Origin of the sequence: Metabacillus mangrovi, assembly GCF_009711125.1 — a bacterium.
Taxonomy (GTDB): Bacteria; Bacillota; Bacilli; order Bacillales; family Bacillaceae; genus Metabacillus_B; species Metabacillus_B mangrovi.
The window spans coordinates 169067-191945 of record NZ_WMIB01000005.1 but is presented as its reverse complement, the minus strand read 5'-3'; the positions used below and the strand labels follow the sequence as shown (position 1 = coordinate 191945).

Below are 22879 nucleotides of genomic sequence, written 5' to 3'. Positions count from 1 at the left end.
ATCTTGGCCTCATCTCCTCTGCCCTCATTATATTTTGAATCAGAGGAGGTGTCCAAACGAGTTAGGGGGCCTGAGAGGCATTTCATGAACTTGAACGAAAACAACCTTTTTCTGATTCAAATCGTAGTGAATGACCGCGATTACCTGTTTATTTTGCTGTCCTTCAGCTAAAGTCAGCTGATAATGCTTCTGCAGCTTGCCCTTTTTTTGCTGTTCCCATATTTTTTGGGTCATCAGCACCTGACTGAGCGGATACATTTTCTGTGCCTCTTTTTTAGCGATTTCCTTAAAATCAGGCAAAGAAGTTTTTGCCTCTGCTGAAATTCCACTGGAAAATGAAACCTTTTCCAAGTTCCATCCGTAGATAAGAACAAGGGAAGCCGCAACGGAAATAACCAGCTTTTTCATCTTATCACCTTCCTGCTGTTAGCCTTCCCGGAAAAGAGCTTGCTATTCTGCCATAAAAGGAGGAATGTTGAATGGATTGGTCTAATATAATTTTTGTGGTATTTATCATTTTTGTTATCGCGGTCTTTGCAACAGCTTTAAGTAAGCCGGGTAAATCCAAAGCATATCGATCCGAGGACGGAAGCAGTACGGCAGCGACTGGATTTTTTGCAGGGGACTCTTCTTCAGATTGCGGCAGCAGTTTTGGGGGAGGAGATGGAGGAGGATGCGGCGGCGGAGGCGGAGGTGATTGACCTTCCGCTTCCTTGCTTTGTGAGCAGAAAGGGGAAACGGTGATGTTGACTGAAAAGCAGCTTAGTGAAATAAGAAGGCTCCAGGAAATATGTGAAACGGCTGATGGAATTCAGATTAAACTGAACTGGGATATGCTCCGGAAACGGGAGCCTGGACTGAAGCAAGACTTCTTTTTATATGAAAACGAAGAACTGATCGCCTTTGCGGCCATTTACGGATTTGGAAACAAAGCAGAGATTTGCGGAATGGTGAACCCGGCATACCGCAGAAGAGGAATTTTCTCACGCATGCTTCAGGATGCCATCAGCGAAGCAAGGAATCTAGAATATCATAAGATTTTACTGAATGCGCCTGCAAGATCTGATTCTGCCCGGAAATTTATTGAGAAAACAGGTGCCATCTTTCTGATAGCGGAATACCAGATGAAATGGGAGGGCGGGACCATTCCCGATTCTTCAGATGTCTCATTGCGTCCTTCCAATGATGAAGATTTTGACCTGGAGGTTCAGCTTGATGTGGATTGCTTCGGATATAAACGAAGTGAAGCGGAGAAATACCGTGCACAGCTTAAAGCAGAGGATAAGTCGGCTTATTACATACTCGAACATAAAGGAACTGCAGCAGGAAAAGTACGGGTATGGGAAGAGAATGGAGAAGCCTGGATCTACGGCTTTGCCGTTACTCCGAAAGAACAGGGAAAAGGAATCGGCAGAAAAACACTGGCAGCCATCATTCGGGAAGAAACTGAGAAGCAGAACGGCATTTATCTCGAAGTGGAAGCAGAAAACATGCACGCCTTAAAGCTATATGAATCATGCGGATTCAAAACCTATGATGCCCAGGATTATTATTTGGCCACTTAACTCTCCATCGATGGGGAGTTTTTTTGCGTGGAGGTACGAAGGTGCTGTGGAAGGACGTCGCACCTAGCAGAACTTCCTTACTATGGCGCCCTCCGCTTTTCATGGTGTCCAGCTCCGGCGGCTAGGCCCTCGAGGTCATAAGCCATTTCACCTGCGGAAGGAAAAACCACCTTCCTCCGGTGAACTGTCTTATGCTTGTCGGGCCTGAGCAAGCCGCCTCCGCTTTTCTTTTCAGAACGTGCATTCGTATCTCTTGGATGGTAAAATGGCAGAAAGGCTTTAGGATATGAGAAAGTGGGAGTTTGTATGGCATCTTTGAAATTTATTCATGCTGCGGATTTGCATTTGGATAGTCCGTTTGCAGGTTTGAAGCATCTTCCGGCGAGTGTTCTGGAACGTTTGAAGGAGAGCACATTTGCGGCTTTTTCGAGACTTGTGGATCTGACTGTAAAAGAGAAAGCAGATTTTTTGATTTTGGCAGGGGATTTGTTCGATGGTGAAAACAGGAGCTTAAAGGCACAGCTCCGCCTGAAAAAAGAATTTGAGAAACTGAAGCATTCAGGGATATCTGTTTATGTGATCCACGGGAACCATGATCACTTGAGCGGCAAATGGCTGAACATTGATTGGCCTGAAAATGTTCGCGTTTTCAGTCATGAACAAGCAGAGTGCCTTCCTTTTCTGAAAGACGGAAAAACCGCTGCTCACCTTTACGGATACAGCTATCCTGAAAGAGCGGTTAAGACGAATATAACAGATCAGTACATAAAAACAGGGGATGCTCCTTTTCATATCGGACTTTTGCATGGGTCTGTAGAAGGCGGATCTGAAGATCATGATGTATACTGTCCTTTTTCACTAAAGGATTTGGAGAGAGCAGGTTTTGACTATTGGGCCCTTGGCCATATTCATAAAAGGGAAATCCTTTCTATGAAGGAGACGATGGCCATTTATCCGGGCAACATTCAGGGACGGCACCGGAAGGAATCCGGTGAAAAAGGCTGCTATGCTGTCACCCTCGGTGATGGTGGTCCGCAGGCGGTTTTTCATCCTGTTCATGATGTCCTCTGGATGGAGCAGGAGATCAATATGGAGGGCCTGGACACAGCAGGGGAGCTGATCAGGCTCTGCCGGATCGAGAAAGAGCAGTTTCGGCAAAAAGGCGTGCCGGCCGTCTTAACGATCCGTCTGACAGGAGGGACACCGCTTGCTGCCGAACTAAAACAGGCTGAGGTTCTGGAGGATTTGCTTCACTCTTTAAATGATGAAGAAGACCGCAGGGATTTCGTTTGGATCGGGAAACTGCAGGACTATACTTCGCTTCCTGCAGACCGGGAGCAGCTTAAGCAGGATTCAGTGTTCTACAGAGATTTTTTTGCTGTCACAGAGCAATACCGGTTTTTAGAACAGGCCGCGGCCCCTCTCTATTCCAATTCCTCTGTCCGCAAATACATCGGTCTTTTTTCAGAGGAAGAGCAGAAGGAGATCATCCGTGAAGCAGAACTGCTTGTGCTGTCGGAGCTGCTTAAGGAAGGAGGAGGGGAGAAATGAAGCTGAAGGAATGCATCATTTATGGGTACGGCCAGTTTATCGGGAAGCACATTTTAATCGGGGAAGGCCGGTCCTCTCTGTTTTATGGACAAAATGAAGCCGGCAAATCAACCATCATGTCGTTTATCCACAGCATACTTTTTGGACTGCCTCAGAAAAATCATCCCGATAGCAAATATGAGCCTAAGAATGGGGAAGTTTTCGGCGGAACCGTTGTCGCTGAAATCAAGGATACAGGCCTGGTCAGAATTGAAAGAGTTCGCGGTAAGTCCGGAGGAAACGCAGTCATCAGCCTCCCCGGCGGAAGAACTGCAGGAGAAGAGCTGCTGAAAGAGTGGCTCGGAGGACTGGACCGGACTTTTTATCAGGCTGTATTTTCTTTTGACCTGCATGGACTGCAGCAGATTGAGAAGGTCAAAGAAGAGGAAATCGGGAAATTTCTCTATATGACAAGTATGGTAGGGACGGATGCGGTATACAAGCTGGAGCAGCGCCTAAGCAAGGAGCAGGACCGTTTATTTAAACCGAACGGCAAAAAGCCTGTGCTGAATGAGAAGCTGGCAGAGCTAAAGCAGACAGCTGATGCGTTAAAACAGGCTTCGATCCGGAACAGTGAATATGAAGATATGCTGAATCAAAAAGCGGAAGCAGATGAGGAAGCAGGCAAACAGGAGACCCGTTTACAAACGCTGCGTCAAAAGCAGTCACAGCTCAGCAGGGCTGTTTCTCTGCTGCCCCTTTTCCATGAGCAAAACGCGATCAAGGAAGAGCTCAGGGAGCTGCCCGATACAAGCCGTTTTCCTGCAGAAGGCCTCAGCAGGCTCGAACGGCTTAAGACGGAAATGGAGCCTGTTAAAGCGCGGACATCCAGAATGGAGGCACAGCTTCGGGAACTTACGGAAAAAGCAGATGGGCTGCAGCCGGAAATGGAGCTGCTTCATAAGGAAGCAGCGCTTCAGGAGCTTAAAGACCAGATTGCTGGGTATGAAGCGTCTATTCTAGAAAAAGAAACGCTGACTTTTAAAGTTCAGACATTAGTGGAAGAGGCCGAAACGCTGTCAGCGGATCTATATGGAACATCCATGGATTATAAGGAGCTGGCAGCTGTCGATACGTCCGTCAGTATAAAAACTGCCGTACAAGAGCTGAGTGAACTTTCAAAAACTCTTGTTATCCAAAAGGCACAGCTGGATGAGCAGTTCGACAGAGCGAGAGAAGCACTGGATTTGAGTGAAGAACGCTGCGCTTCTTTGACAGAAGAAAGGATGGCCCCTGCCGAACGGGCTTTTCTCGAGCAGGAGCTTGCTGAATTGGAAAAGGCCGGAACAGGCAAGAAAGCTGAAGATCTTCAAAATGAGCTGAGGGATGTGGAACAGGAGCTTGCAAGCCATAAAAAGCAGGCAGCAGGTGCAAAACGCCGGTTAACCGCTGGCATACTCGTTATTCTGCTTATCCTTTCTGCAGGCTTTATCTGGTCTGTACTTAATGGACAATGGGCAATCGCAGGGCTGCTTGCCGCTGCCGCCGCTGCCGCCGGCTTTCTTTTTCAAAACAAAGGCTCCGCCACAGATTCACTAGCTGCGCATCTTCAAAAAAGGAAAAGGATGCTTGAAGAGGAATTGAGAAGGGCTGAGAGACCTGAGTCTATGAAGCGGGCAGAAGAGCTGAAGGGCCGTCTATGGAAGGACGAACAGGTCAAGCAGATGGCAGAGGTCGAAAAACAGAGGGCGGAGCAGGAGAGCCGTGTATGCGACCGGGTGATCGCCAAATATGAAGAATGGGAAAAGGAGCAGTTCCGGTTAAATGAAAAAGCAAAACCTGTCCTGAAAAATCTTTTGCTTCCGGAAACCATGAACGTCGCGTCCCTGTCCCGGACATTCCAATTAATAGAAGAGTGCAAATCTAAAATTTCAGACTGGCAGAAGGCGGAGAAACAGCTGGAGGCCGTGAAGGGGAGGCTTGCATTATTTGAAGGAAAAGCCTCTGGCGTATTGCCTGCTGCAGCTGGACATGAATCCCTCAGTCAGAGAATATACGGGCTTCTGAATGCTGCCCGCCAGGAAAACGAAAAGCAGACAAAGAGAGCAGCCGTTATTCTTAAAATGGAAGAGATTCAGGAGGAACACAGAGAGCAGATCCATCTTCTTCTTCAAAAGCAGGAGGAATTCAAAAACCTGCTCAGTCATGCAGGTGCAGTGGATGAAGAAGCTTTCCGCGAGCTTTCGGGATATGAGCAGAAACGCTCTGAGCTTAACAGGCAGCATGCATGGATCCGCAGGCAGCTCGAAGGAAGCCAGGCTGCAGAAAACATGCAGGAGCACGACTGGATTCGCCTGGAAGAAAAGCTGCAGGAAGCATCCCTTCAGACAGAACAGACAGAGAAGCGCCTGAAAGAGCTGCAGGAGCGCGCCTCCGTCCTTCATACGAAGCTCCATGCCATAGAAGAGGATGGCAGCTATTCAGATCGTCTGCACGAATATGGACTGCAGCAAGAGGATGCCAGGCAGACGGCGAAAGAATGGCTCGTAAAAACGGCAGCCAGGGATTTTCTCCTTCGGACGATCGATTATCACCGCACCGTCCGGATGCCTAAGCTGATCAGGCAGACAGTCGTGTATTTTAAAGAGCTGACAGAAGGACGGTATGTGAATGTATTTTTACCGGAGGAAGAACAGACCTTTATAGCGGAAAGAGCGGATGGCAGCCGGTTCAAAGCAGGTGAATTGAGCCAGGCGACATCAGAGCAGCTCTATCTTTCCTTACGGCTTGCCCTGGCAGCGGCAATGAATGAGCAGCTGCAGCTTCCGATTCTTATCGATGATGGTTTTGTCCATTTTGATTCCGGGCGCACGGAAAAAATGCTGGAGCTTCTGACATCTGTTTCGGCAGGCCAGCAGGTTCTTCTCTTTACATGCCAGGAACATATCGCGAGCAGATTTAAAGGGCACGTCACCATTCTTGAACGAGCAGGAGCAACAGCAGAAGCAGTGCGGGAAACCACCCGGTAAAGCCGGTTATGTTATACTTATTCACAGATAAATACAGGGAGGAATCAGCATGTCTAAAGGAGTAATGCATTTTGATGTCGGAGAACAGGTGGAGCTTTACCTCCTGATCAAGTCATCGACAAAAGGGGTAGCAAGCAACGGAAAACCCTTTTTAACCCTCATCCTCCAGGACCAGAGCGGAGAAATTGAAGCAAAATTGTGGGATGCGAAACAAGAGGACGAGCAAACCTACAGTGCACAGGGGATCGTTAAAATTGCAGGCGATATCCATCATTACAGAGGCAGAAACCAGCTTAAGATAAAAAACATCCGCCCGCTGCAAGACCATGAAAGTTTTGATGTTTCAGATTTTCTGGAAACAGCCCCTCTCAAAAAAGATGAAATGATGGATACCATCACTCAATATATTTTTGAAATGAAGAACCCGAACATCCAAAGAATCACAAGGAATCTGGTCAAAGAGCATCAGCAGGCGCTGCTGGAATATCCGGCAGCAACCAAAAATCATCATGAGTTTGTATCAGGACTTGCTTATCATGTAGTATCCATGCTGAAGCTTGCAAAGTCCATTGCAGCCCTGTATCCTTCCCTTGACACCGATCTGCTGTATGCGGGAGTCATCCTGCACGACTTGGGGAAAGTTACTGAGCTCAGCGGCCCAATCAGCACGACGTATACTGTCGAAGGAAACCTTCTTGGCCATATTTCCATTATGGTGAACGAAATCGCACAGGCTGCAAAAGAACTTGACATTGATTCTGAAGAAGTCGTGATTCTGCAGCATCTGATTCTCTCCCATCATGGAAAAGCTGAGTGGGGAAGCCCGAAGCCGCCTATGATTAAAGAGGCCGAGATTCTGCACTATATTGATAATCTCGATGCGAAGATGAACATGCTTGATCGTGCTCTTGAAAGGGTAAAACCGGGAGAATTCTCAGAGAGAGTGTTTGCCCTCGAAAACCGTTCTTTCTACAAGCCTGTTTTCCATAAGTAGCATAAAGTGGAAGCCAAGCGCATAAGCATGAGGTAAAAGCCTGGACATTAGAATGAGAAGGGGGAAACCGAATGCTGGCATTGCCTTGGTGGATTTATCTGTGCATGGGGGGAGTACTGTTCAGCGGATACAAGTTTGTATCGCTTACGAGAGAAGATAAGCGGTCTGACGATGAATTCATTGAACAGGAAGGCCAAATATATCTTGAACGGATTAAAGCGGAACGTGAACGAAGAAAGGTAGAAAAAATATCTGTTTGATAAGAATACCCGGCCTGAGAGCCGGGTATTCTGCTGTATGCTTTTTAAAAAAGAAGCCGGCTCAATTGAGCCGGCTTCTTTCGATTGTAAATTATGCTTTTTCTACGTTAGCAGCTTGATCGCCACGGTTACCTTGAACGATTTCAAAAGTAACTTTTTGGCCTTCTTCTAGAGTTTTGAACCCGTCGCCTTGGATAGCGGAGAAGTGTACGAATACATCGTCGCCATCTTCGCGCTCGATGAATCCGAAACCTTTTTCTGCATTAAACCACTTAACTGTACCTTCTAACATTTTGTTACCTCCTAGTGCATGTACGCACAAACGTGTTACTATTCTTGCTCTAGAAATATCAAGCTGAAACGTATTCGATCTTAATATCCGAACAAAAATAATTCTTAACTAGGATAACAGGTACAGGAATAAATAGCAAGTGCTGAACAGCCCGGTAAGGGAAAAACCCTTGAAGGACGGCGGGCGGAGGAGAGATTTATTTTTTTGAAACGGATCATTTCAGGAGGCGAAGGAGTCTTACGCAGGAGATTTCGCTGATTCAGGGAGATCAGTATTATGATCATTAGCTAAGGGTCTGTAGGGTCGTTCTTCAAGGCAGGAAATTGCTGCCCGGGTTAATCAGGTATTGATAGGCAGAAGCTGTAACAAAAAAATAGATCGGCTGACTAAGGGAGGGCGGAAGCCTTACAGATCGGCTGACCTTCATTGGTCCCCAATCTGCTGCCGCTGAGCGACACAGGAACGCTATGTAAAAGCTTTTAGTCATAGCAGTGGGGCAGCGTGCAGGCAGACCGGTTCAGCCGCGCCGCAGAGCTCACAAGTGTTGCCCGGGATGGGCCCGCTGTTGAAAACGGCCGGAAAGGGTAAACTTTTGCAGCAAAAAGCCCGCCTGCAGACCATTAATCTGCAGGCGGGCTGATATTAGCGTTATTGAGCAGGCTGCTCTTCTGGCATTGCAGGCTGTTCAGGGGCTTTAAACGTATCTTTAAGCTTTTTATCTTTAACTTCCACTTTTGCGTCTTTCAAGGCTTTGTCAATGGCTTCCTGCATCGCAGCAGGGTCCTGTGATTTTTGCTGCTGAACTTCTTTTTTCAGTTCAGCTTTCATTTCATCATATGATCTGTATGTGTCATCCGCACGGATGATGTGGTAGCCGAATTCGGATTTGACAGGCTGGCTGACTTCTCCTTTTTTCAGCTTGAATGCTGCTTCAGTGAATTCCTTCACCATTTGCTTGTTGTCAAACCATCCAAGGGAGCCGCCGGTTTGGGCAGAGCCGTCCTCAGAGTATTCTTTGGCGAGGTCTTCAAATTTTGCACCGCCATCAAGCTTTTTCTTTACTTCGTTTGCTGTTTTTTCATCTTTTACGAGAATGTGGCTTGCCTTGATTTTGCCTTTAAGGCTCTCGTGGTATTTCTTTACATCTTCATCTGTAACTTTTGCTTCGGTTTCAGCAGCTTTCTTACGCAGAAGCTCTGTTTTCACCATGTTGTTAACCGCTTCTTCGCCTTGTTCTTTGATCAGCATGTCGATCTGCTCGGCGCCGTATTGGGACTTGATGCTCTCAAGTTCTTTAGAGATTTCTTCTTTTGAAACTTTGTATTTTTCACCCAGTACTTTGTTATGAACGAGTTCAGTAAGCACTTGTTCACCGGCACGGGATTTCATTGCTTCATAAAGCTCGTCCTTTGTGATGTTCCCAGCTTTCGTCTCGGCTACAACGTCAGACCCGCCAGCTCCACTGTTGCTGCATGCGCCAAGAGCGAACAGGCTTGTTGCTGTAATAGCTGCAATAGCCATTTTTTTCATTAGTCGATACAACTCCTGCCTATTATTGTTTGTACTAAACACTATAAAACATTGTGCCATGTTCAATAGACTTTTGCAACCTAATCTGTCAAATGAACCCCGCCATAATAGTAAACAGAGGCGGATCCGGAAGCGGTTTTCAAAGCTTATGATGGAGTAAAACCGCTCCATATATACGATGAAGAGGCTAATATGTGAAATTATGTGAAATTAAGGAATTTTCGTCAACTGGGCATAAGCCCTTAGCAAGCCGGGCACCCGGGCATATACTGTCTTGAAATGCGAAAGGAGGCTGAACGGCATGGGAGGATATAATTCCGGCTTTGCGCTTATTGTTGTTTTGTTTATCTTGGTGATTATTGTAGGGGCAGCCTATATTCACTAGAAAATAAGGGCGGATGTTAACTGCATAGAGCAGGATAAAAGCCCATTCGCAATACGTCACGAATGCATAGTATATCTTAACCATTAGTAAGGAGGTGTGTTCAATGGGCGGTGGATACGCTGGAGGTTTCGCGTTAATCGTTGTGTTGTTCATTTTGTTGGTAATCGTTGGTGCAGCTTGGCTGTAAGCTGAAATAGCTTTGCACCGGGCTGGACAGCGGGGGTTAACCGAACCGGCTCATTGAAATAAAGCTTTTGCATGAGGAGCGTACCTGAAAAGGTGCGCTTTTTCATTATCTCCCTGCATGCAAAAAATCCGGTCCCTGTATAAGGCCGGACTTTTTGTTCGTTGACCATTCGGACAAGCAGATTCCGAGTTCTATGTATAAAGAATTTCTATATACGAAGAGATCAGCAGAATCGTAATAAGGACATTAATCATACGAAACACCTTCGTTTGACGGTCTTCAGGAATCTCACGAACTAAACAGAGCCGGTTCGTTAATGTATTTATATAGAACAGTATGAAGACAGCAAAGAAAATGAATAAGATGATCATATGAGATCCCCCTTTCCTCACTGATAAGTATAAGGTTACCAAATATTCGCTAAAAAAGATACAGATATGCAAAGGGGCAGAAAAAGAAAAAAGCCTGGCGTCAGGCTCTTCTATTTTTCAATCAGAATTTCTAAAGCATTCCGTCCTTCGTCCACCCTGCAGGATCTCGGAGCTGCGACGATTTGGCGGGCATAAATTAGATCGGGTATGCACCAGCCGATATGGAGAGCGGAAGCGAGACAGAAGTAATGCACATATTCCGGCATGAGCAGGCTTGCCTGGATACCGGCAGCAGTCAATAGGATAAAAGGCGCCAGCAGGGTAGCCAGCATCACTTGCTTTGAAACACAGACACATGGCTTCAGACGCAGCATAGGGATCATTGCTGCGTATTCAATTTTTGCTTTAGGCATATTGCCGCTTAGCATTAGCGGGAGTGCATGAAGCATTTTATGAACAGGTAAAATTAAAGCAAGAATCACAGCAAAATAGATAACTTCTCCTGCATCCGGCTTTCTGGCTGGTTCTACCATCGACAGAGGAAGGTAAAGAGCGATAAAAGCAATAATGGATGCAAAGATGAAATACATAAAGAGCCGCTGAAATCCATAATCTTTTGAAAGGTCGACAGTTTTCCAGCAATTCATAAGATCACCTTCCTCTAAAAATAAATCCTTACCTACTTTACGTCCGTCCTAAAAAAAAATCAATACTTTTTCTGAAACTGTTTAGGGTTTTTTGAAAAAAGTACTGAAATCCTTTTTCTGCTGCCGTTCTTCCTATAAAATAAACGTAGCAGACAGAAAGAAGGGGTATTTAATGAACAGCTTTGAAAGAAGGCTGGAGAGGCTTGAATTTCAGGTTCGACTTATGCAATCAGCACTGGATCGGAATAAATATCCGTTTACATACATGATTCTTCAGAAACAGCTGACTGAAGCAGAGTACCTTCATGTGCTCGAGCTGTGCAGCAGGCTGGATCAGCTCCTGAAACAGCAAAAAGCGCAAGGTTTCGTCCGGTTTGAAGGACTCCTTGCGCTTTTTATAGAAGAGCTAAATGAAAAGCTTGATGTAAAAGAGACAATTCAGGCTTTACACGGCCAGGGAATGTTTCCCGAGCTGATGAGCGATCTTCGCTCCATCCTGCATTCTTACTGATTAGCGGCAGCCTTTGGCTGCTCTTCTTCTGTTTCCACCTTTTTCAGGCGTCCGTTTTCTTCTTCGAATTCTTTTTCAATATTGCTGAAGGATCGTTCAAAGATTTCCATAAAATCATCGCCGTAAATGTTTCGGATAATGGCCATCATTTCAATAATCTCCGGAAACTTTCCATAAAGACTCTGCAGGGGCATTGCTCCCTTAAACACAGCGTTTCTGGAAGGATCGTAATCCTCCATCAGCTTCAGCAGAATTTCTTCCCCTTTATCCGTAAGCTGAATATATGTATTCCGCTTATCGTCCAGCTTTTTGGAAAATTCAAGGTAACCCCGTTCTTCCAGCTTCTTTGAAAAGTTAAAGGCGGTGGACACGTGCATAACCCCGAACTTGGCAATTTCAGAAATGGATGCGCCTTTCAGATGATAAGCAATCCATAGAATGTGATGTTCGTTTATGTTTAAATCGTAGGGCTTGATCCATTGCTGCCAGTCTTTCTCAATTGATTTCCATAAAGCTTTGCTTAATTGGGCAATTCTCTGGCTGAAGAGCATGGCCTCTTTAATTGTGTATTCCTTTTCATTCTTCTTCAACTCCATCACCTGCTTTTCCCCGTTTCTAATATTCTCTATTATCCCAAAAAAGTAAAGATTAATAAAGATGTAAATTAACAAAATTTTTAAATAAATAACTTGAATCCAACTATATTAAAAAAACAATACAAAAAAAGCGCCAAACCGACAAAGTTTGAGCGCCTTTTTATTACAGACATTTCTTATATGGAAATATTCATCATTTTTTAAGTGTATCTTCCAGCTGTTTGATCTTTTCCTCAATCGCTTCAATCTCTTTTTGAAGATTCTCTCTGTGCGGCTCGATCTCTTCTTGGAATTCCTTCAAAGAGGTCTGCAGCTCGCCGGACACTTCTTTAATCACTTCTGCACTGTCTTTAGCTGCCTGTGCCACTTGCTCTTTCAGGGCGATGCTTTCCTCTTTCAGCTGATTGATGGTATCCAGCATCCGTGTCTTACTGTCCTTGATTTGTCCTCTTAGATCTTTCCCGGAAGATGGGGCTGAAAGCAAGGCTGCTGCTCCGCCAGCTACCGTTCCGGCAAGTATTCCGAATAAGATGGATTTGGCTTTTGACATTTACTCATCACTCCCGTTATCCGTTCTCTTTACCTATTCCACAGATTTTATGCAAAATCCTTCTTTACATCATACCCCCCGGACAGGGAGTTAAACGAAGGCATGTTTCATACTGCCGGCTCATTTGCATATATATAAGCGTAAAAGGGGGATGACGGATGCATGATCGGGATTCTGTTTTATATCATTAGCCTGGTTTTTCTGCTCACTGCCCTGAATTATGCAAAAAAAGCACAGCAGGCTGCTTCCTATCCGCCGAAGTGGATCTTGAAGCAAAGAGCCGTCATCATGGCAGGGGGCGCCGGTGTCACATTGCTGGTGGGGATTATGCTGTCCCTGCTTCATTGACATAAGAAAAGGACTGGCCGCAATTGGACCAGTCCGTTTTTATTATGCCGCTGAAGCGGTTTTTGAGCGTTTGTGAATAGAAGCTGTGATTGGATACAGGACGATGATGGCAACCGTATTCAGGATCGCTGCCGGGATGACAACCAATCCGAACAGAGAAGCAAATCCTGCTCCGCCTGGCAGTCCGACAATCAGAAGTGCACTTCCCAGGAAAATGGTTCCTGACAGGATGGTGCAAACTGCAGTAAGGACAGGTATACCCGCTTTCTTAAACAGCTTGGCTGCAGCGGTAAGCATCAGGAAGAATGCCAGTGCTGTAATCGGCTTATCGATGATGTTCGGCAGCTGTCCGCCTGGAAATCCGGTGGTCAGAGCGGAAAGGATACCGGTTAAAAACCCGAGAACCAGTGCATTTTTTAAAGATGGAAAAAGGGCGATTCCGAGAAACATCATTGTCAGCATCATATCCGGCTTCATTCCGAAAAAAATCGGGGGGATGATGCTGTGCAGGGCAAGACCGATCGCTGCAAACAGCGACATTGTAACTAATTCTTTTGTTTTCATAACTCAACTCTCCTCATCTGGGCTAAAAAGTCTGCTTTCCAATGGTGAACTATTTCCCATTGCAAAAGCGGTTAAATAGATTATAACAGGGGTCGGCATCATTGAAAAGAAAAAGAACGGGAAGGATGGTTTTTCCTATACACCTTCATGAAATCTGCAAGCTTTTCAACAGCTTCAAGCGGTACGGCATTATAGATTGAAGCGCGGCAGCCGCCAATGCTCCGGTGACCGTTCAATCCAATAAACCCCTCGTTCGCTGCTTTGCCGAGAAAATCTTTTTCAAGCTCCTGATCCGGCAGATTAAACGTTACATTCATATGAGATTCACTCCCTTTTTCCGCATGCCCGCGGTAAAAGCCGCCACTGTTTTCAATACAGTCATAAAGAAGCTCTGCTTTCTCTTTGTTAAGTGTCGCCAGGCCATCTGTTCCTCCCTGTTCCTCTGCCCATTCCAGAACAAGGCCCAGCATATAGATGGAAAAGGTGGGAGGTGTGTTGTAAAGAGAATCGGTTTTAAGATGCGTATTGTAATCAAGGAATTTCGACAGGCTGTTTGAATGGCTTGCCGTCCACTCTTTATGTGCGATAACAACCGTAACACCGGAAGGACCAAGATTCTTTTGAGCGCCCGCATACAGAAGTGCAAACTTGCTGATATCCAACGGCCTTGAGAGAATGTCACTAGACATATCCGCAACGAGCGGAGCATTTGTTTCAGGGAATTCGTGCCATTGTGTGCCGTAAATCGTATTGTTTGAAGTAATATGCAAGTAGCTCAGGCCACTGTCATCTTTCCAGTCGGATTTAGAGGGGATCGAGCGGTATTTACTCTCCTTTGAAGAGGCGACGATAAACGTCTTTCCGATCCGTTCTGCCTCCTGCAGCGCTTTTTCGGACCATGAACCGGTAAGGATATATCCGGCAGTGCTTCCTTCTTTTAGAAAATTTAAAGGAACCATGGAAAACTGCATGCTGGCTCCGCCTTGGAGAAACAGGATTTCATGTGTATCCGGAACATTCATAAGCTGCTTCAGCCGCTGTTTTGCTTCTGAATGGACGGCATCGTAATGCTTTCCTCTGTGGCTCATTTCCATAATGGACATGCCTGTTCCTTTAAAATTGACAAATTCCTGCTGCGCCCTCTCCAATACGGGAAGAGGAAGAGCGGCAGGCCCGGCACTGAAGTTTAATGCTCTTACCATTGTTATAGCCCCCTAAAGCGTTAATTGAGTAAATTATCTTCATGGTAACACAAATGACTGACAGTTTTGAATAGTTTTAAAGAATCCGAATCAGTCAGGGGGAAGAATCGGAATGCCGGAGCTGCCCATAAAAAAACAGCCCGCTTGCGGACTGTACGTTACTTTTCGATTCCTTCCTGGATTTGTGCAGCGATCTCCTGAAGCTTTTCAGGTGTGTAATCGCTCGTATGGGTTTTCCATACAGCTCCAAATCCGTCCCCTTTGCCGTAGCGGGGGATCAAATGCATATGGTAGTGAAACACAGACTGGCCCGCGATCTCACCGTTGTTGTTCAGCAAGTTCAGCCCTTCCGGCTGGAACTGGTCTTTTATCGCGCGGGCAATGGCCGGAACCGCTTCAAAGAAATGCCGCGATAGTTCAGGTGTCATTTCATAAACATTTTCTTTATGTACTTTCGGTACCACGAGTGTATGTCCTTTTGTTACCTGGCTGATGTCAAGAAAAGCAAGGACATGTTCATTTTCAAAAACCTTTGCCCCGGGAATCTCCCCGTTAATGATTTTGCAGAAAATGCAGCTCATTTGATCAATCCTTTCCAGTATGTTTACTATTTACATTTTATCATACCCGCTCCGGGAGAAAAATCGGCTGCTTTCGTCAGCAGAGATTTTCAGCAGCAACCGGAAGGTCAAAGTCAGCAATTAACGCCGGGAAGTCAGCAATTAATGCCGGGAAGTCAGCAATTAACGCCGGAAAGTCAGCAATTAACGGCAGGAAGTCAGCAATTAACGCCGGAAAGTCAGCAATTAACGGCAGGGAGTCAGCAATTAATGCCGGAAGTCAGCAACTAGCGCAGGGAAGTCAGCTATTAACGCCGGAAAGTCAGTAATTAATGCAGGAAGTCAGCAATTAATGCCGGAAAGTCCGCCGCAATCTGAGAAATTTCAATTCCGGATGCAAATAAAAACAGGGCCAGCCCGTATAGGCAGCCCTGCTGAAGAAGAAGTGAAGGACTCATTCAAAATGGTACATTGCCTTTGACAAACACCTCATTTTCAGAAGTGGAAGCTTAAATGCGTCAATCAGAAATCTGTCCTTTGACAAACACCTCATTTTTAAGCGATGTGTTGATCGAACTTCCCTCTGGTGAACAAGTTTAAGCGGTTTGCGTCTTTGACAAACACCTCATTTTTTAAATAAATGAACTTCCTTCTTCCCTAATTAGAATGCACGGATAGCGGAGGGATAATCCTGGTTAATTTTAGAAATGAGCGGCGAGACACGGGGATGCAGATTTTGATATGATGGGGGTATGAAACTTGAAAAGGGAAAGGAATAAAACCATGACACTTTTGCAGGTGAATCAAATTACAGGGGGATATACGCGCAACCCTGTTTTAAAAGATGTTTCATTTTCGGTGGATAAAGGCCAGATCGTCGGGCTGATCGGATTGAACGGTGCAGGAAAAAGCACGTCCATTAAGCATATCATTGGACTGATGGAGCCGCGCACGGGGAGCATAGCCATTAACGGGCGCACGTTCCATGAAGGTCCTGAAGCATATCGGCAGCAATTTACCTTTATTCCGGAAACGCCGGTACTTTATGAAGAGATGACGCTTTATGAGCATCTTGAACTGACCGCGATGGCGTATGGGTTAAATAAAAATGATTTTGAAGCGAGGCTTGCCCCGCTCGTCAAAGAGTTCCGGATGGAAAAAAGGCTGAAATGGTTTCCTGCCCATTTTTCAAAAGGGATGAAGCAAAAGGTCATGATAATGTGTGCCTTTTTGGCAGAACCGGAGCTTTACATCATTGATGAGCCGTTTGTAGGACTTGATCCCCTTGCCATCAACTCGCTGCTTGAGCAGATGAACACGGCCAAAAAACGCGGAGCGGGGATCTTAATGTCGACACATATACTGGCGACAGCAGAGCGGTATTGTGATGCGTTTATTATTTTACATAATGGAGAGGTCCGTGCGAGCGGCACCCTTTCCGATCTGCAGCGGGAATTTGGCATGACCGGAGCCAACCTGGATGACTTATATATTGAGCTCACGAAAGAAGAAGAGCATGAAGACCGTTCTTGAGCTGTGGAAAACACGGCTTGAAGAGCATGTAAAAGAAATCCGGTCCTATTCCAGATACATGCTCAACGACCATCTGCTTATCGTAATGGTTTTTCTTCTTGCAGGCGGAGCGCTGTGGTATCAATCCTGGCTGAAGGAGCTGCCGGACAATTTTCCAGCAGCAATCCTCATTGCCGTTATCTTTGCAGCAGTTCTCGTTTTTTCAAGCGTCAGAACCCTTTTTAAAGAAGCGGATCTCGTATTTTTGCTGCCGCTTGAAGAAAAAATGCAGGGGTACTTAAAGAAAGCGAAACGATACAGCTATCTGCAGTCCCTGTTGCCTCTGATTATCTTGTACCTGGTGCTCGGGCCGCTTCATCTGGCGGTGGCGGGTGACGGGACGGCATATTTGTTCACTGGAATCGTTGTGCTCTCGCTGAACGCCTCGAATATAGAGTGCGAGTGGCATCTCTCTTTTTCAGAGGAGATTTCCTCATCCTATTGGGATAAAGCAGTCCGTTTCGCATTGAATGCTGCTATCCTCTATTTAGTGCTGAGCGGTACTATTGTGTACGCGGCAGCGGTGGGTGTTCTGATGACCCTCCTGCTTATGTATTATAAAAAAACCGCTAAAGGGAAAGGGTTGAAATGGGACCGGCTCATTAAAGCAGAATACCGGAAAAAACAGGCCTTCTACAGGCTCGCAAATTTATTCACAGATGTGCCAAAGTTAAAAAAAGAGGCGAGAAGAAGAGCGTGGCTCGACTGGACACTGAAAAACATCAGCTACGGGAAAAACAGCGTGTATATGTATATGCTGGCACGCGCTTTTATCAGGGGAACAGATTACCTCGGTCTGTTCATCAGGCTGACCGTCATATCGGGCTTGATCTTAACCTTTACGGATATGTCTTTGCTTGCGTCGGCAGTCCTTGCGGCCGGTACCATCTTTCTTACCGGCATCCAGCTTATCCCGCTCGTCAAGCATTATGATATGCTATCCATCCCGGATCTGTACCCGGTTCCTCCTGAATTGAAGCTGAAAAGCTTTACGGTTCTTCTGCGGAATATCCTGCTTGTGCAGGGGGCTGTTCTCAGTGCTGTATTACTTGCAAAAGCGGAGTGGATGGAAGGGGCGGCAGCATTGGTCTGTTCCGTGGTCTTCGTATGGATATTTGTAAATGTCTATGCCCGGCAGCGGATTGCAAAAATGAATCACAGGGGGTAGAGGATGAACTATGAAGAGGAGATCCGGGAGGAATTAAAAAACTGGAAACAAAAGCTGCAGAAGCAAACGCCGATGTGGGAGAGGAAAGCGAAGCAAGTGCAGCAGTCCATAACGGACCGGATTCCAGCCAGAGTTCATCAGGCGCTGACGGAAAGCATCAGGCTGATGACTGAAATGACCATAAAAGGATCGCAATGGACGAATCTGAACACCGCTGTGCCGGAATCCCTTCAAGAAAAAGATGAAGCAGCCCGGCGTCTTCTTTCCACCTATAAGAAGGCGGCCGCTGCGGAAGGGGCCCTGGCAGGTGCCGGAGGAATTGCTGCAGGTATGGCCGACTTTCCGCTGCTTCTCGGGATAAAAATGAAATTTTTGTTTGAAGCAGCCGCTGTCTACGGTTTTCCTCCAAAGAGCTTAGAGGAACGGATCTACATTCTGCATATCTTTAAGCTCGCATTTTCAAGCGGGCCTGTCCGGTTAAAAACGCTCGAAACCCTTGAGTTATGGGACACAGCTCCGTTAAAGGCTTCTGATATGGATTGGCAGGAATTTCAGCAGGAGTACCGCGACCATATCGACCTTGTGAAGATGCTGCAGCTCGTACCCGGTATTGGTGCTGCTGTAGGCGGCGCTGCAAACTTCAAGCTGCTCGAGCAGCTGGGAGATACAGCAGTGAAGGTGTATCAGATGCGTGTTCTCGGGAAATAAAAAGCAGCCCTCTCGGTTGAGGGCTGCTTTTCTATTGTACCGCAGCTTCTTGATTGCTTTCAGTTTCAGCATGTTCATATTGAATAAAAATGGAAGCAAATGTTTTCGCAGCGACAAGCATCGCTTTTTCATCAATATCAAATCTTGGATGATGATGGGGAAAGGCTGCAGCTTTATCTGCCGGCATGGCTCCTGTAAAGAAGAACGTTCCCTTCTGCTTCTGCAGGTAATAGGCAAAATCCTCGCCGCCCATCTGCAAGGGGCTTTCTTCCACAGTATCTACACCGGGAACAGCTGAAGCCAGGTTTTTAACGAATGCTGTTTCTTTTTCATGATTGACGACAGCCGGATAGCCGCGGAAGTAGTCGCATGTATAGTCGGCATCATACAGGAGGCAGGCTGCTTTCACCGCTTTTTCTACCTCCTGCTCTGCCTGATTCCGCACCTCTTCTTTAAAAGTCCTCGCAGTTCCGATCAGCTTGGCGGTGTCTGCAATCACGTTGAAGGCATTCTCCGCTTTAAAGGTGCCGACAGATACAACAGCTGCTTCAACAGGATCCACTTTCCGGCTGACGATCTGCTGCAGGTTGGAAATGACTTGTGCCCCGATGACAATCGCATCCTTCGTCAAATGGGGCTGTGCGCCATGGCCGCCCTTTCCTTTGATTTCAATTTCAAAGCGGTCTGCTGCTGCCATGATCGGACCATTTCGGTATTGAATCGTTCCCAGAGGAGATATGGACCAAAGATGGGTGCCGAAAACAGCGTCAGCGCCGTCAAGACATCCTGCCTCAACCATGCTTTTCGCTCCGCCCGGAGCATATTCCTCAGCATGCTGATGAATGAGGAGGATATTTCCGCTTAATTGGTCCCTGTAACGGTTCATAACCTTAGCGAACACAAGTAGGAGGGCGGTATGGGCATCGTGGCCGCACGCATGCATCACACCGGGGACGGTTGATTTGTATGGCACTTCTTTTTCATCCTGGATCGGCAATGCATCAAAATCCGCCCGGAACGCCACGGTCTTGCCTGGCTTTCCTCCTTTAATGCAAGCGGTCAGCCCATTGCCGCCGACTTTATCTTTTACTTCAATCCCTAAATCCGTATAGTACTCTTTAATGAATGAGGCTGTTTTCCATTCTTGAAAGGAAAGTTCCGGATGCTGGTGCAGGTGTCTGCGGATTTCAACCATTTTGTAATACTGTTCATCCAGATCTGTATAGATATTCTCGAGCATGAAACTCCTCCTTGATGCGTTTCTGTCTATATTATATATAAATTCAGAAAATTACAACGGATATGGAAGTGCGCCAAGGCTCCAGAAACGGACACCGATTTGCAAAAAATATCATTTCCCGGGGAATTTCAGCAGTTAAATCATGCCAGAATCACTCAGCCGTGATATAGTATTTTTTGAACAAAAAAAAGATCCGGGGAACCGGATCTTATTTAAGCACTTGATAGGTTGTCACGTAAGAAGCTCTCGGGAAAATGGATTTCTGGTCTACACCGTCTGACGTACCCCGTTTCTTATGAGCGTGCTCATACGCCTTTGATTGCTGCCAGTTTTTAAAGGACGCTTCATCTTCCCAGAGTGTCAGAATGACATATGTATCATCCCGGAGCGGACGAAGGACGCGAATGGCTGCAAATCCGGGTTCGTTTTCTATCATTCTTGCCCGTTCTTTGAACCGCTGCTCGAACAGCGGCCTTCCCTCCTCGGTTACGGGGATGTTGTTTAATACTGCAAATCCTGCCCTTTCAAGATGGCCCGCTGCATCCAGAACCTCATACTTCTTCGGCTCTTTTAATACCGTTTCTCCCGCTGTCTCGTGAATCAGCATGGCTTTGTCATCCGTATGCATCAGCAGCATCTTCTCACTGCTGTTTTGATTCGCAATGCCTTCCAGATATTCTTCCGTGCCAAATGTCATGTACATGTTCATCATTTATCACCCCATTATTAGTATAAGCGATTTTTATTTTAAGGCGGACCATGAGCTGTACATATAAATACCTTTATTAATCAATCCTAAAACCTATAGGGAAAAGGAGGATCCGCCCCGCAGGAAACTTAAGGGGATTTCCCTGAAAGGAGGTAAATTACATGAAACGATTTGCAGCACGAATTACTATGATTGCCGGAATTATGATAATTATTTCTCTTGCAGGCTATTTATTCATCCTCATCGCAGGCAGTATGATGATTGACGAGAAAAAACTGGTGCTCCCTTCAGCTACAAGACTGGTGGACAGGGATGGCAATGAAATAATAAGGATGTATGAACAGAACCGCGAGATTGTAAACATTTCTGAAGTGCCTGAACATGTAAAAGAAGCTTTTATAGCCGTGGAAGACCGCCGCTTTTACGAGCATAGCGGCATTGATCCAAGAGCAATCAGCCGGGCTCTTTATAAAGACATCCTGGCAGGCAGCAAGGTGGAGGGGGGAAGCACCATCACCCAGCAGCTTGCAAAAAATGTATTCCTGTCCGGAGAAAAATCCTGGCTTCGAAAAACGAAAGAACTGATGATCGCCATCAACCTTGAAAACAAATACAGCAAGGAAAAGCTCCTTGAAATGTATTTGAACCAGCTGTACTTTGGCCATGGCGCCTACGGGGTAGAGGCAGCAGCACAGTATTTTTACCAGAAGGATGTATCACAGCTTACGGCTGAAGAGGGAGCCATGCTTGCTTCCCTCCCAAAGGCTCCTTCCAATTATTCACCTATCCTTCACCCGGAAAAAGCGAAGGAGCGCCGGGATACCGTCCTTTCGCTTATGGAAAATCAGGGGTATCTGCCGGCAGAGGAAGCAGTAAGGCTGCAGGGCAAAACGCTCGGGCTTAAGGTCAGAGAGAAATTGGATCATCCATGGCTGTACAGCTATGCTGACCTTGTTATGGATGAAGCTGAAAAAATATATGGGATTTCAAATCAGGAGCTTCTTCATGGAGGCTATACCGTCACCGTTCAAATGGACCACGAGATCCAGAAAACAGCCTATGATGCTTTTCAGAACGATGCCTATTTTCCGGGTACAGATGATCAGGCTCAAGGGTCGTTCATCCTGCTGGATAACCGGACAGGTGGCGTTCTCGCGGCAATCGGAGGAAGAGACTATGCCCCTAAAGGCTATAACCGGATTACGGCAAAGCGCCAGCCCGGCTCCACATTCAAGCCGCTTGCTGTTTTCGGCCCGGCAATGGAAGAGAAGCTTTACGAGCCCTATTCCCTCCTGACCGATGAATATAAGACCTATGCGGGGGACTATGCTCCGGAAAACATTGATGACCGGTATGTTGGCAAAGTAACGATGTACGACGCCATCATTAAGTCCAAGAACGCCCCCGCTGTCTGGACACTAAATGAGCTGGGGATCGGAAAAAGCAGAAAATATCTCGAAAAGCAGGGAGTAGCCGTTGACGATAATGGACTGGCTATTGCACTGGGAGGATTAGAAAAAGGGGTTACTCCGCTTCAGCTGGCCAACGCCTACCGGGTATTCCCTCAGGAAGGAACCTATTCAGATCCGTTCTTTATTGAAAAAATCAAAGACCGAAATGAAAACGTAATTGCGGAACGGGAACAAAAGCAAAATCGCGTTTATTCAAAACAGACCGCCTGGAATATGACGCGCATGCTGCAGCATACGGTAACAGAAGGAACGGCTAAAAGCGGAACTTTTTCCGGAGACCTCGCAGGGAAAACAGGAACCACTTCCTACCCGGGCAAAAAGGGCGCCGTGATGGATGCCTGGTTTGCAGGCTATACACCGGATGTCACCGGGGCACTGTGGATGGGCTACGATAAAACAACGGAAGACCATCATTTAACCGCAGGTTCTGCATATGCAGCCAGGCTGTTTAAGAAAATCGTAAACGAAGCAGAGTCTGTAGAAAAAACTGCCTTTGCCGCACCTGCCGATGTCGAAGATTTAGAAGAACCGATCAGACTGAAGCCGGTAAACTCGATGGACGCCGATTATGCATTTGATCCGCTCGGACTTGTTACCGTGTCTTTATCCTGGAGTAAACAAGCCGATCCACGGGTGGAATACCGGATCTATGAAAAGGACGGATCCTCTGAAAGACTGATCGGCAAAGTCAAAGACCGAAGCACCTATTCAATCCCGTTCAGCAGCATCTTCTCCTCCGCTTCCTATAAAGTAGTCCCTTTCAACAAACAGACGAAGCAGGAGGGAGAAGGCACCTCCTACGTAAAACCTAGAATTTTTTCAGGCAGATAAGACCCGGGATTCCCGGGTTTTTGTTGGATTGGGCAGAGGGCACGCAGCTGCTTGTACG

At 46.4% G+C, this 22879-nt stretch carries 27 protein-coding genes; 15 read left to right on the top strand and 12 right to left on the bottom strand.

Going from position 1 to position 22879, the window contains the following annotated elements:
* Positions 1-39 precede the first annotated feature (39 nt).
* Positions 40-408 (bottom strand): DUF3889 domain-containing protein, encoded by a 369-nt coding sequence (locus GKZ89_RS08145; RefSeq protein ID WP_155111902.1) that lies wholly within the window; start codon positions 406-408, stop codon positions 40-42.
* 71 nt (positions 409-479) lie between these two features.
* On the opposite strand from GKZ89_RS08145, the gene GKZ89_RS08140 reads away from it, so the two are divergent.
* The 6 genes from GKZ89_RS08140 (at position 480) to GKZ89_RS08115 (ending at position 7378) form a co-directional block, all read left to right on the top strand.
* Positions 480-701: a hypothetical protein gene (locus GKZ89_RS08140; RefSeq protein WP_155111901.1), complete on the top strand. Its 222-nt coding sequence runs from the start codon at positions 480-482 to the stop codon at positions 699-701.
* A gap of 42 nt (positions 702-743) precedes the next feature.
* On the top strand, positions 744-1565 hold the full coding sequence (locus tag GKZ89_RS08135; RefSeq protein WP_155111900.1) for a GNAT family N-acetyltransferase: 822 nt from the start codon (positions 744-746) through the stop codon (positions 1563-1565).
* Between the two features lie 306 nt (positions 1566-1871).
* Positions 1872-3116 carry a metallophosphoesterase family protein gene (locus GKZ89_RS08130; RefSeq protein ID WP_155111899.1) on the top strand — a complete coding sequence of 415 codons (1245 nt, stop codon included), beginning with the start codon at positions 1872-1874 and terminating at the stop codon, positions 3114-3116.
* On the top strand, positions 3113-6124 hold the full coding sequence (locus tag GKZ89_RS08125) for an AAA family ATPase (protein ID WP_155111898.1): 3012 nt from the start codon (positions 3113-3115) through the stop codon (positions 6122-6124). The genes GKZ89_RS08130 and GKZ89_RS08125 overlap by 4 nt, the downstream gene beginning before the upstream one ends.
* 49 nt (positions 6125-6173) lie before the next feature.
* Complete coding sequence (gene yhaM / locus GKZ89_RS08120) at positions 6174-7118, top strand: 3'-5' exoribonuclease YhaM (protein ID WP_155111897.1); 945 nt, start codon at positions 6174-6176, stop codon at positions 7116-7118.
* Between the two features lie 71 nt (positions 7119-7189).
* The gene (locus tag GKZ89_RS08115) at positions 7190-7378 is read left to right on the top strand and encodes a sporulation YhaL family protein (protein ID WP_155111896.1); all 189 of its coding nucleotides are present in this window, start codon (positions 7190-7192) and stop codon (positions 7376-7378) included.
* A gap of 91 nt (positions 7379-7469) precedes the next feature.
* Here GKZ89_RS08115 and GKZ89_RS08110 read toward each other — a convergent pair whose 3' ends face one another.
* Positions 7470-7670, bottom strand: a complete 201-nt coding sequence (locus tag GKZ89_RS08110; RefSeq protein ID WP_035406464.1) for a cold-shock protein — start codon at positions 7668-7670, stop codon at positions 7470-7472.
* 648 nt (positions 7671-8318) lie between these two features.
* Positions 8319-9200, bottom strand: coding sequence for a peptidylprolyl isomerase (locus GKZ89_RS08105; protein WP_155111895.1), 882 nt, complete (start codon positions 9198-9200; stop codon positions 8319-8321).
* A 301-nt stretch (positions 9201-9501) separates the two neighbouring features.
* Between GKZ89_RS08105 and GKZ89_RS08100 the strand changes: the two genes are divergently transcribed.
* Together GKZ89_RS08100 and GKZ89_RS08095 are read left to right on the top strand one after the other, a co-directional pair.
* Positions 9502-9585, top strand: a complete 84-nt coding sequence (locus GKZ89_RS08100) for a YjcZ family sporulation protein (protein WP_155111920.1) — start codon at positions 9502-9504, stop codon at positions 9583-9585.
* A 103-nt stretch (positions 9586-9688) separates the two neighbouring features.
* Positions 9689-9772, top strand: a complete 84-nt coding sequence (locus tag GKZ89_RS08095) for a YjcZ family sporulation protein (RefSeq protein ID WP_155111919.1) — start codon at positions 9689-9691, stop codon at positions 9770-9772.
* Positions 9773-9963: 191 nt separating this feature from the next.
* Here GKZ89_RS08095 and GKZ89_RS08090 read toward each other — a convergent pair whose 3' ends face one another.
* Positions 9964-10143 (bottom strand): hypothetical protein, encoded by a 180-nt coding sequence (locus GKZ89_RS08090; protein ID WP_155111894.1) that lies wholly within the window; start codon positions 10141-10143, stop codon positions 9964-9966.
* A gap of 110 nt (positions 10144-10253) precedes the next feature.
* Positions 10254-10790 (bottom strand): DUF3267 domain-containing protein, encoded by a 537-nt coding sequence (locus tag GKZ89_RS08085; protein WP_155111893.1) that lies wholly within the window; start codon positions 10788-10790, stop codon positions 10254-10256.
* A gap of 172 nt (positions 10791-10962) precedes the next feature.
* Between GKZ89_RS08085 and GKZ89_RS08080 the strand changes: the two genes are divergently transcribed.
* The gene (locus tag GKZ89_RS08080; protein WP_155111892.1) at positions 10963-11301 is read left to right on the top strand and encodes a DUF1878 family protein; all 339 of its coding nucleotides are present in this window, start codon (positions 10963-10965) and stop codon (positions 11299-11301) included.
* Here GKZ89_RS08080 and GKZ89_RS08075 read toward each other — a convergent pair.
* Both GKZ89_RS08075 and GKZ89_RS08070 read right to left on the bottom strand, forming a co-directional pair.
* Positions 11295-11897, bottom strand: a complete 603-nt coding sequence (locus tag GKZ89_RS08075) for an HTH-type transcriptional regulator Hpr (protein WP_164502879.1) — start codon at positions 11895-11897, stop codon at positions 11295-11297. The genes GKZ89_RS08080 and GKZ89_RS08075 overlap by 7 nt on opposite strands.
* A 193-nt stretch (positions 11898-12090) precedes the next feature.
* Positions 12091-12447 (bottom strand): YtxH domain-containing protein, encoded by a 357-nt coding sequence (locus tag GKZ89_RS08070; RefSeq protein WP_155111890.1) that lies wholly within the window; start codon positions 12445-12447, stop codon positions 12091-12093.
* A 162-nt stretch (positions 12448-12609) separates the two neighbouring features.
* On the opposite strand from GKZ89_RS08070, the gene yhzF reads away from it, so the two are divergent.
* Positions 12610-12795, top strand: a complete 186-nt coding sequence (yhzF, locus tag GKZ89_RS08065; protein ID WP_155111889.1) for a membrane protein YhzF — start codon at positions 12610-12612, stop codon at positions 12793-12795.
* Between the two features lie 42 nt (positions 12796-12837).
* Here the strand turns inward: yhzF and GKZ89_RS08060 are convergent, their stop codons facing one another.
* The 3 genes from GKZ89_RS08060 to GKZ89_RS08050 all read right to left on the bottom strand — a co-directional run bounded on the left by GKZ89_RS08060 (position 12838) and on the right by GKZ89_RS08050 (position 15142).
* Positions 12838-13359 (bottom strand): tryptophan transporter, encoded by a 522-nt coding sequence (locus GKZ89_RS08060; RefSeq protein WP_155111888.1) that lies wholly within the window; start codon positions 13357-13359, stop codon positions 12838-12840.
* 98 nt (positions 13360-13457) lie between these two features.
* The gene (gene serC, locus GKZ89_RS08055; RefSeq protein ID WP_155111887.1) at positions 13458-14561 is read right to left on the bottom strand and encodes a 3-phosphoserine/phosphohydroxythreonine transaminase; all 1104 of its coding nucleotides are present in this window, start codon (positions 14559-14561) and stop codon (positions 13458-13460) included.
* Between the two features lie 158 nt (positions 14562-14719).
* A complete protein-coding gene (locus tag GKZ89_RS08050; RefSeq protein ID WP_155111886.1) occupies positions 14720-15142 on the bottom strand; it encodes an HIT family protein in 423 nt (140 codons plus the stop codon).
* On the opposite strand from GKZ89_RS08050, the gene GKZ89_RS08045 reads away from it, so the two are divergent.
* The 4 genes from GKZ89_RS08045 (at position 15143) to GKZ89_RS08030 (ending at position 18569) form a co-directional block, all read left to right on the top strand.
* On the top strand, positions 15143-15412 hold the full coding sequence (locus GKZ89_RS08045) for a hypothetical protein (RefSeq protein WP_155111885.1): 270 nt from the start codon (positions 15143-15145) through the stop codon (positions 15410-15412).
* Positions 15413-15904: 492 nt separating this feature from the next.
* Complete coding sequence (locus GKZ89_RS08040; RefSeq protein ID WP_155111918.1) at positions 15905-16654, top strand: ABC transporter ATP-binding protein; 750 nt, start codon at positions 15905-15907, stop codon at positions 16652-16654.
* On the top strand, positions 16602-17861 hold the full coding sequence (locus GKZ89_RS08035) for an ABC transporter permease (RefSeq protein ID WP_155111884.1): 1260 nt from the start codon (positions 16602-16604) through the stop codon (positions 17859-17861). Before GKZ89_RS08040 ends, GKZ89_RS08035 begins: the two co-directional genes overlap by 53 nt.
* A gap of 3 nt (positions 17862-17864) precedes the next feature.
* Complete coding sequence (locus tag GKZ89_RS08030; protein ID WP_155111883.1) at positions 17865-18569, top strand: EcsC family protein; 705 nt, start codon at positions 17865-17867, stop codon at positions 18567-18569.
* 31 nt (positions 18570-18600) lie between these two features.
* On the opposite strand, the gene GKZ89_RS08025 is transcribed toward GKZ89_RS08030, so the two are convergent.
* Positions 18601-19809: a M20 family metallopeptidase gene (locus tag GKZ89_RS08025; protein WP_155111882.1), complete on the bottom strand. Its 1209-nt coding sequence runs from the start codon at positions 19807-19809 to the stop codon at positions 18601-18603.
* Positions 19810-20017: 208 nt separating this feature from the next.
* Positions 20018-20518 carry an antibiotic biosynthesis monooxygenase family protein gene (locus GKZ89_RS08020; RefSeq protein WP_155111881.1) on the bottom strand — a complete coding sequence of 167 codons (501 nt, stop codon included), beginning with the start codon at positions 20516-20518 and terminating at the stop codon, positions 20018-20020.
* A gap of 161 nt (positions 20519-20679) precedes the next feature.
* On the opposite strand from GKZ89_RS08020, the gene GKZ89_RS08015 reads away from it, so the two are divergent.
* The gene (locus GKZ89_RS08015) at positions 20680-22821 is read left to right on the top strand and encodes a transglycosylase domain-containing protein (protein ID WP_155111880.1); all 2142 of its coding nucleotides are present in this window, start codon (positions 20680-20682) and stop codon (positions 22819-22821) included.
* Positions 22822-22879 lie beyond the last annotated feature (58 nt).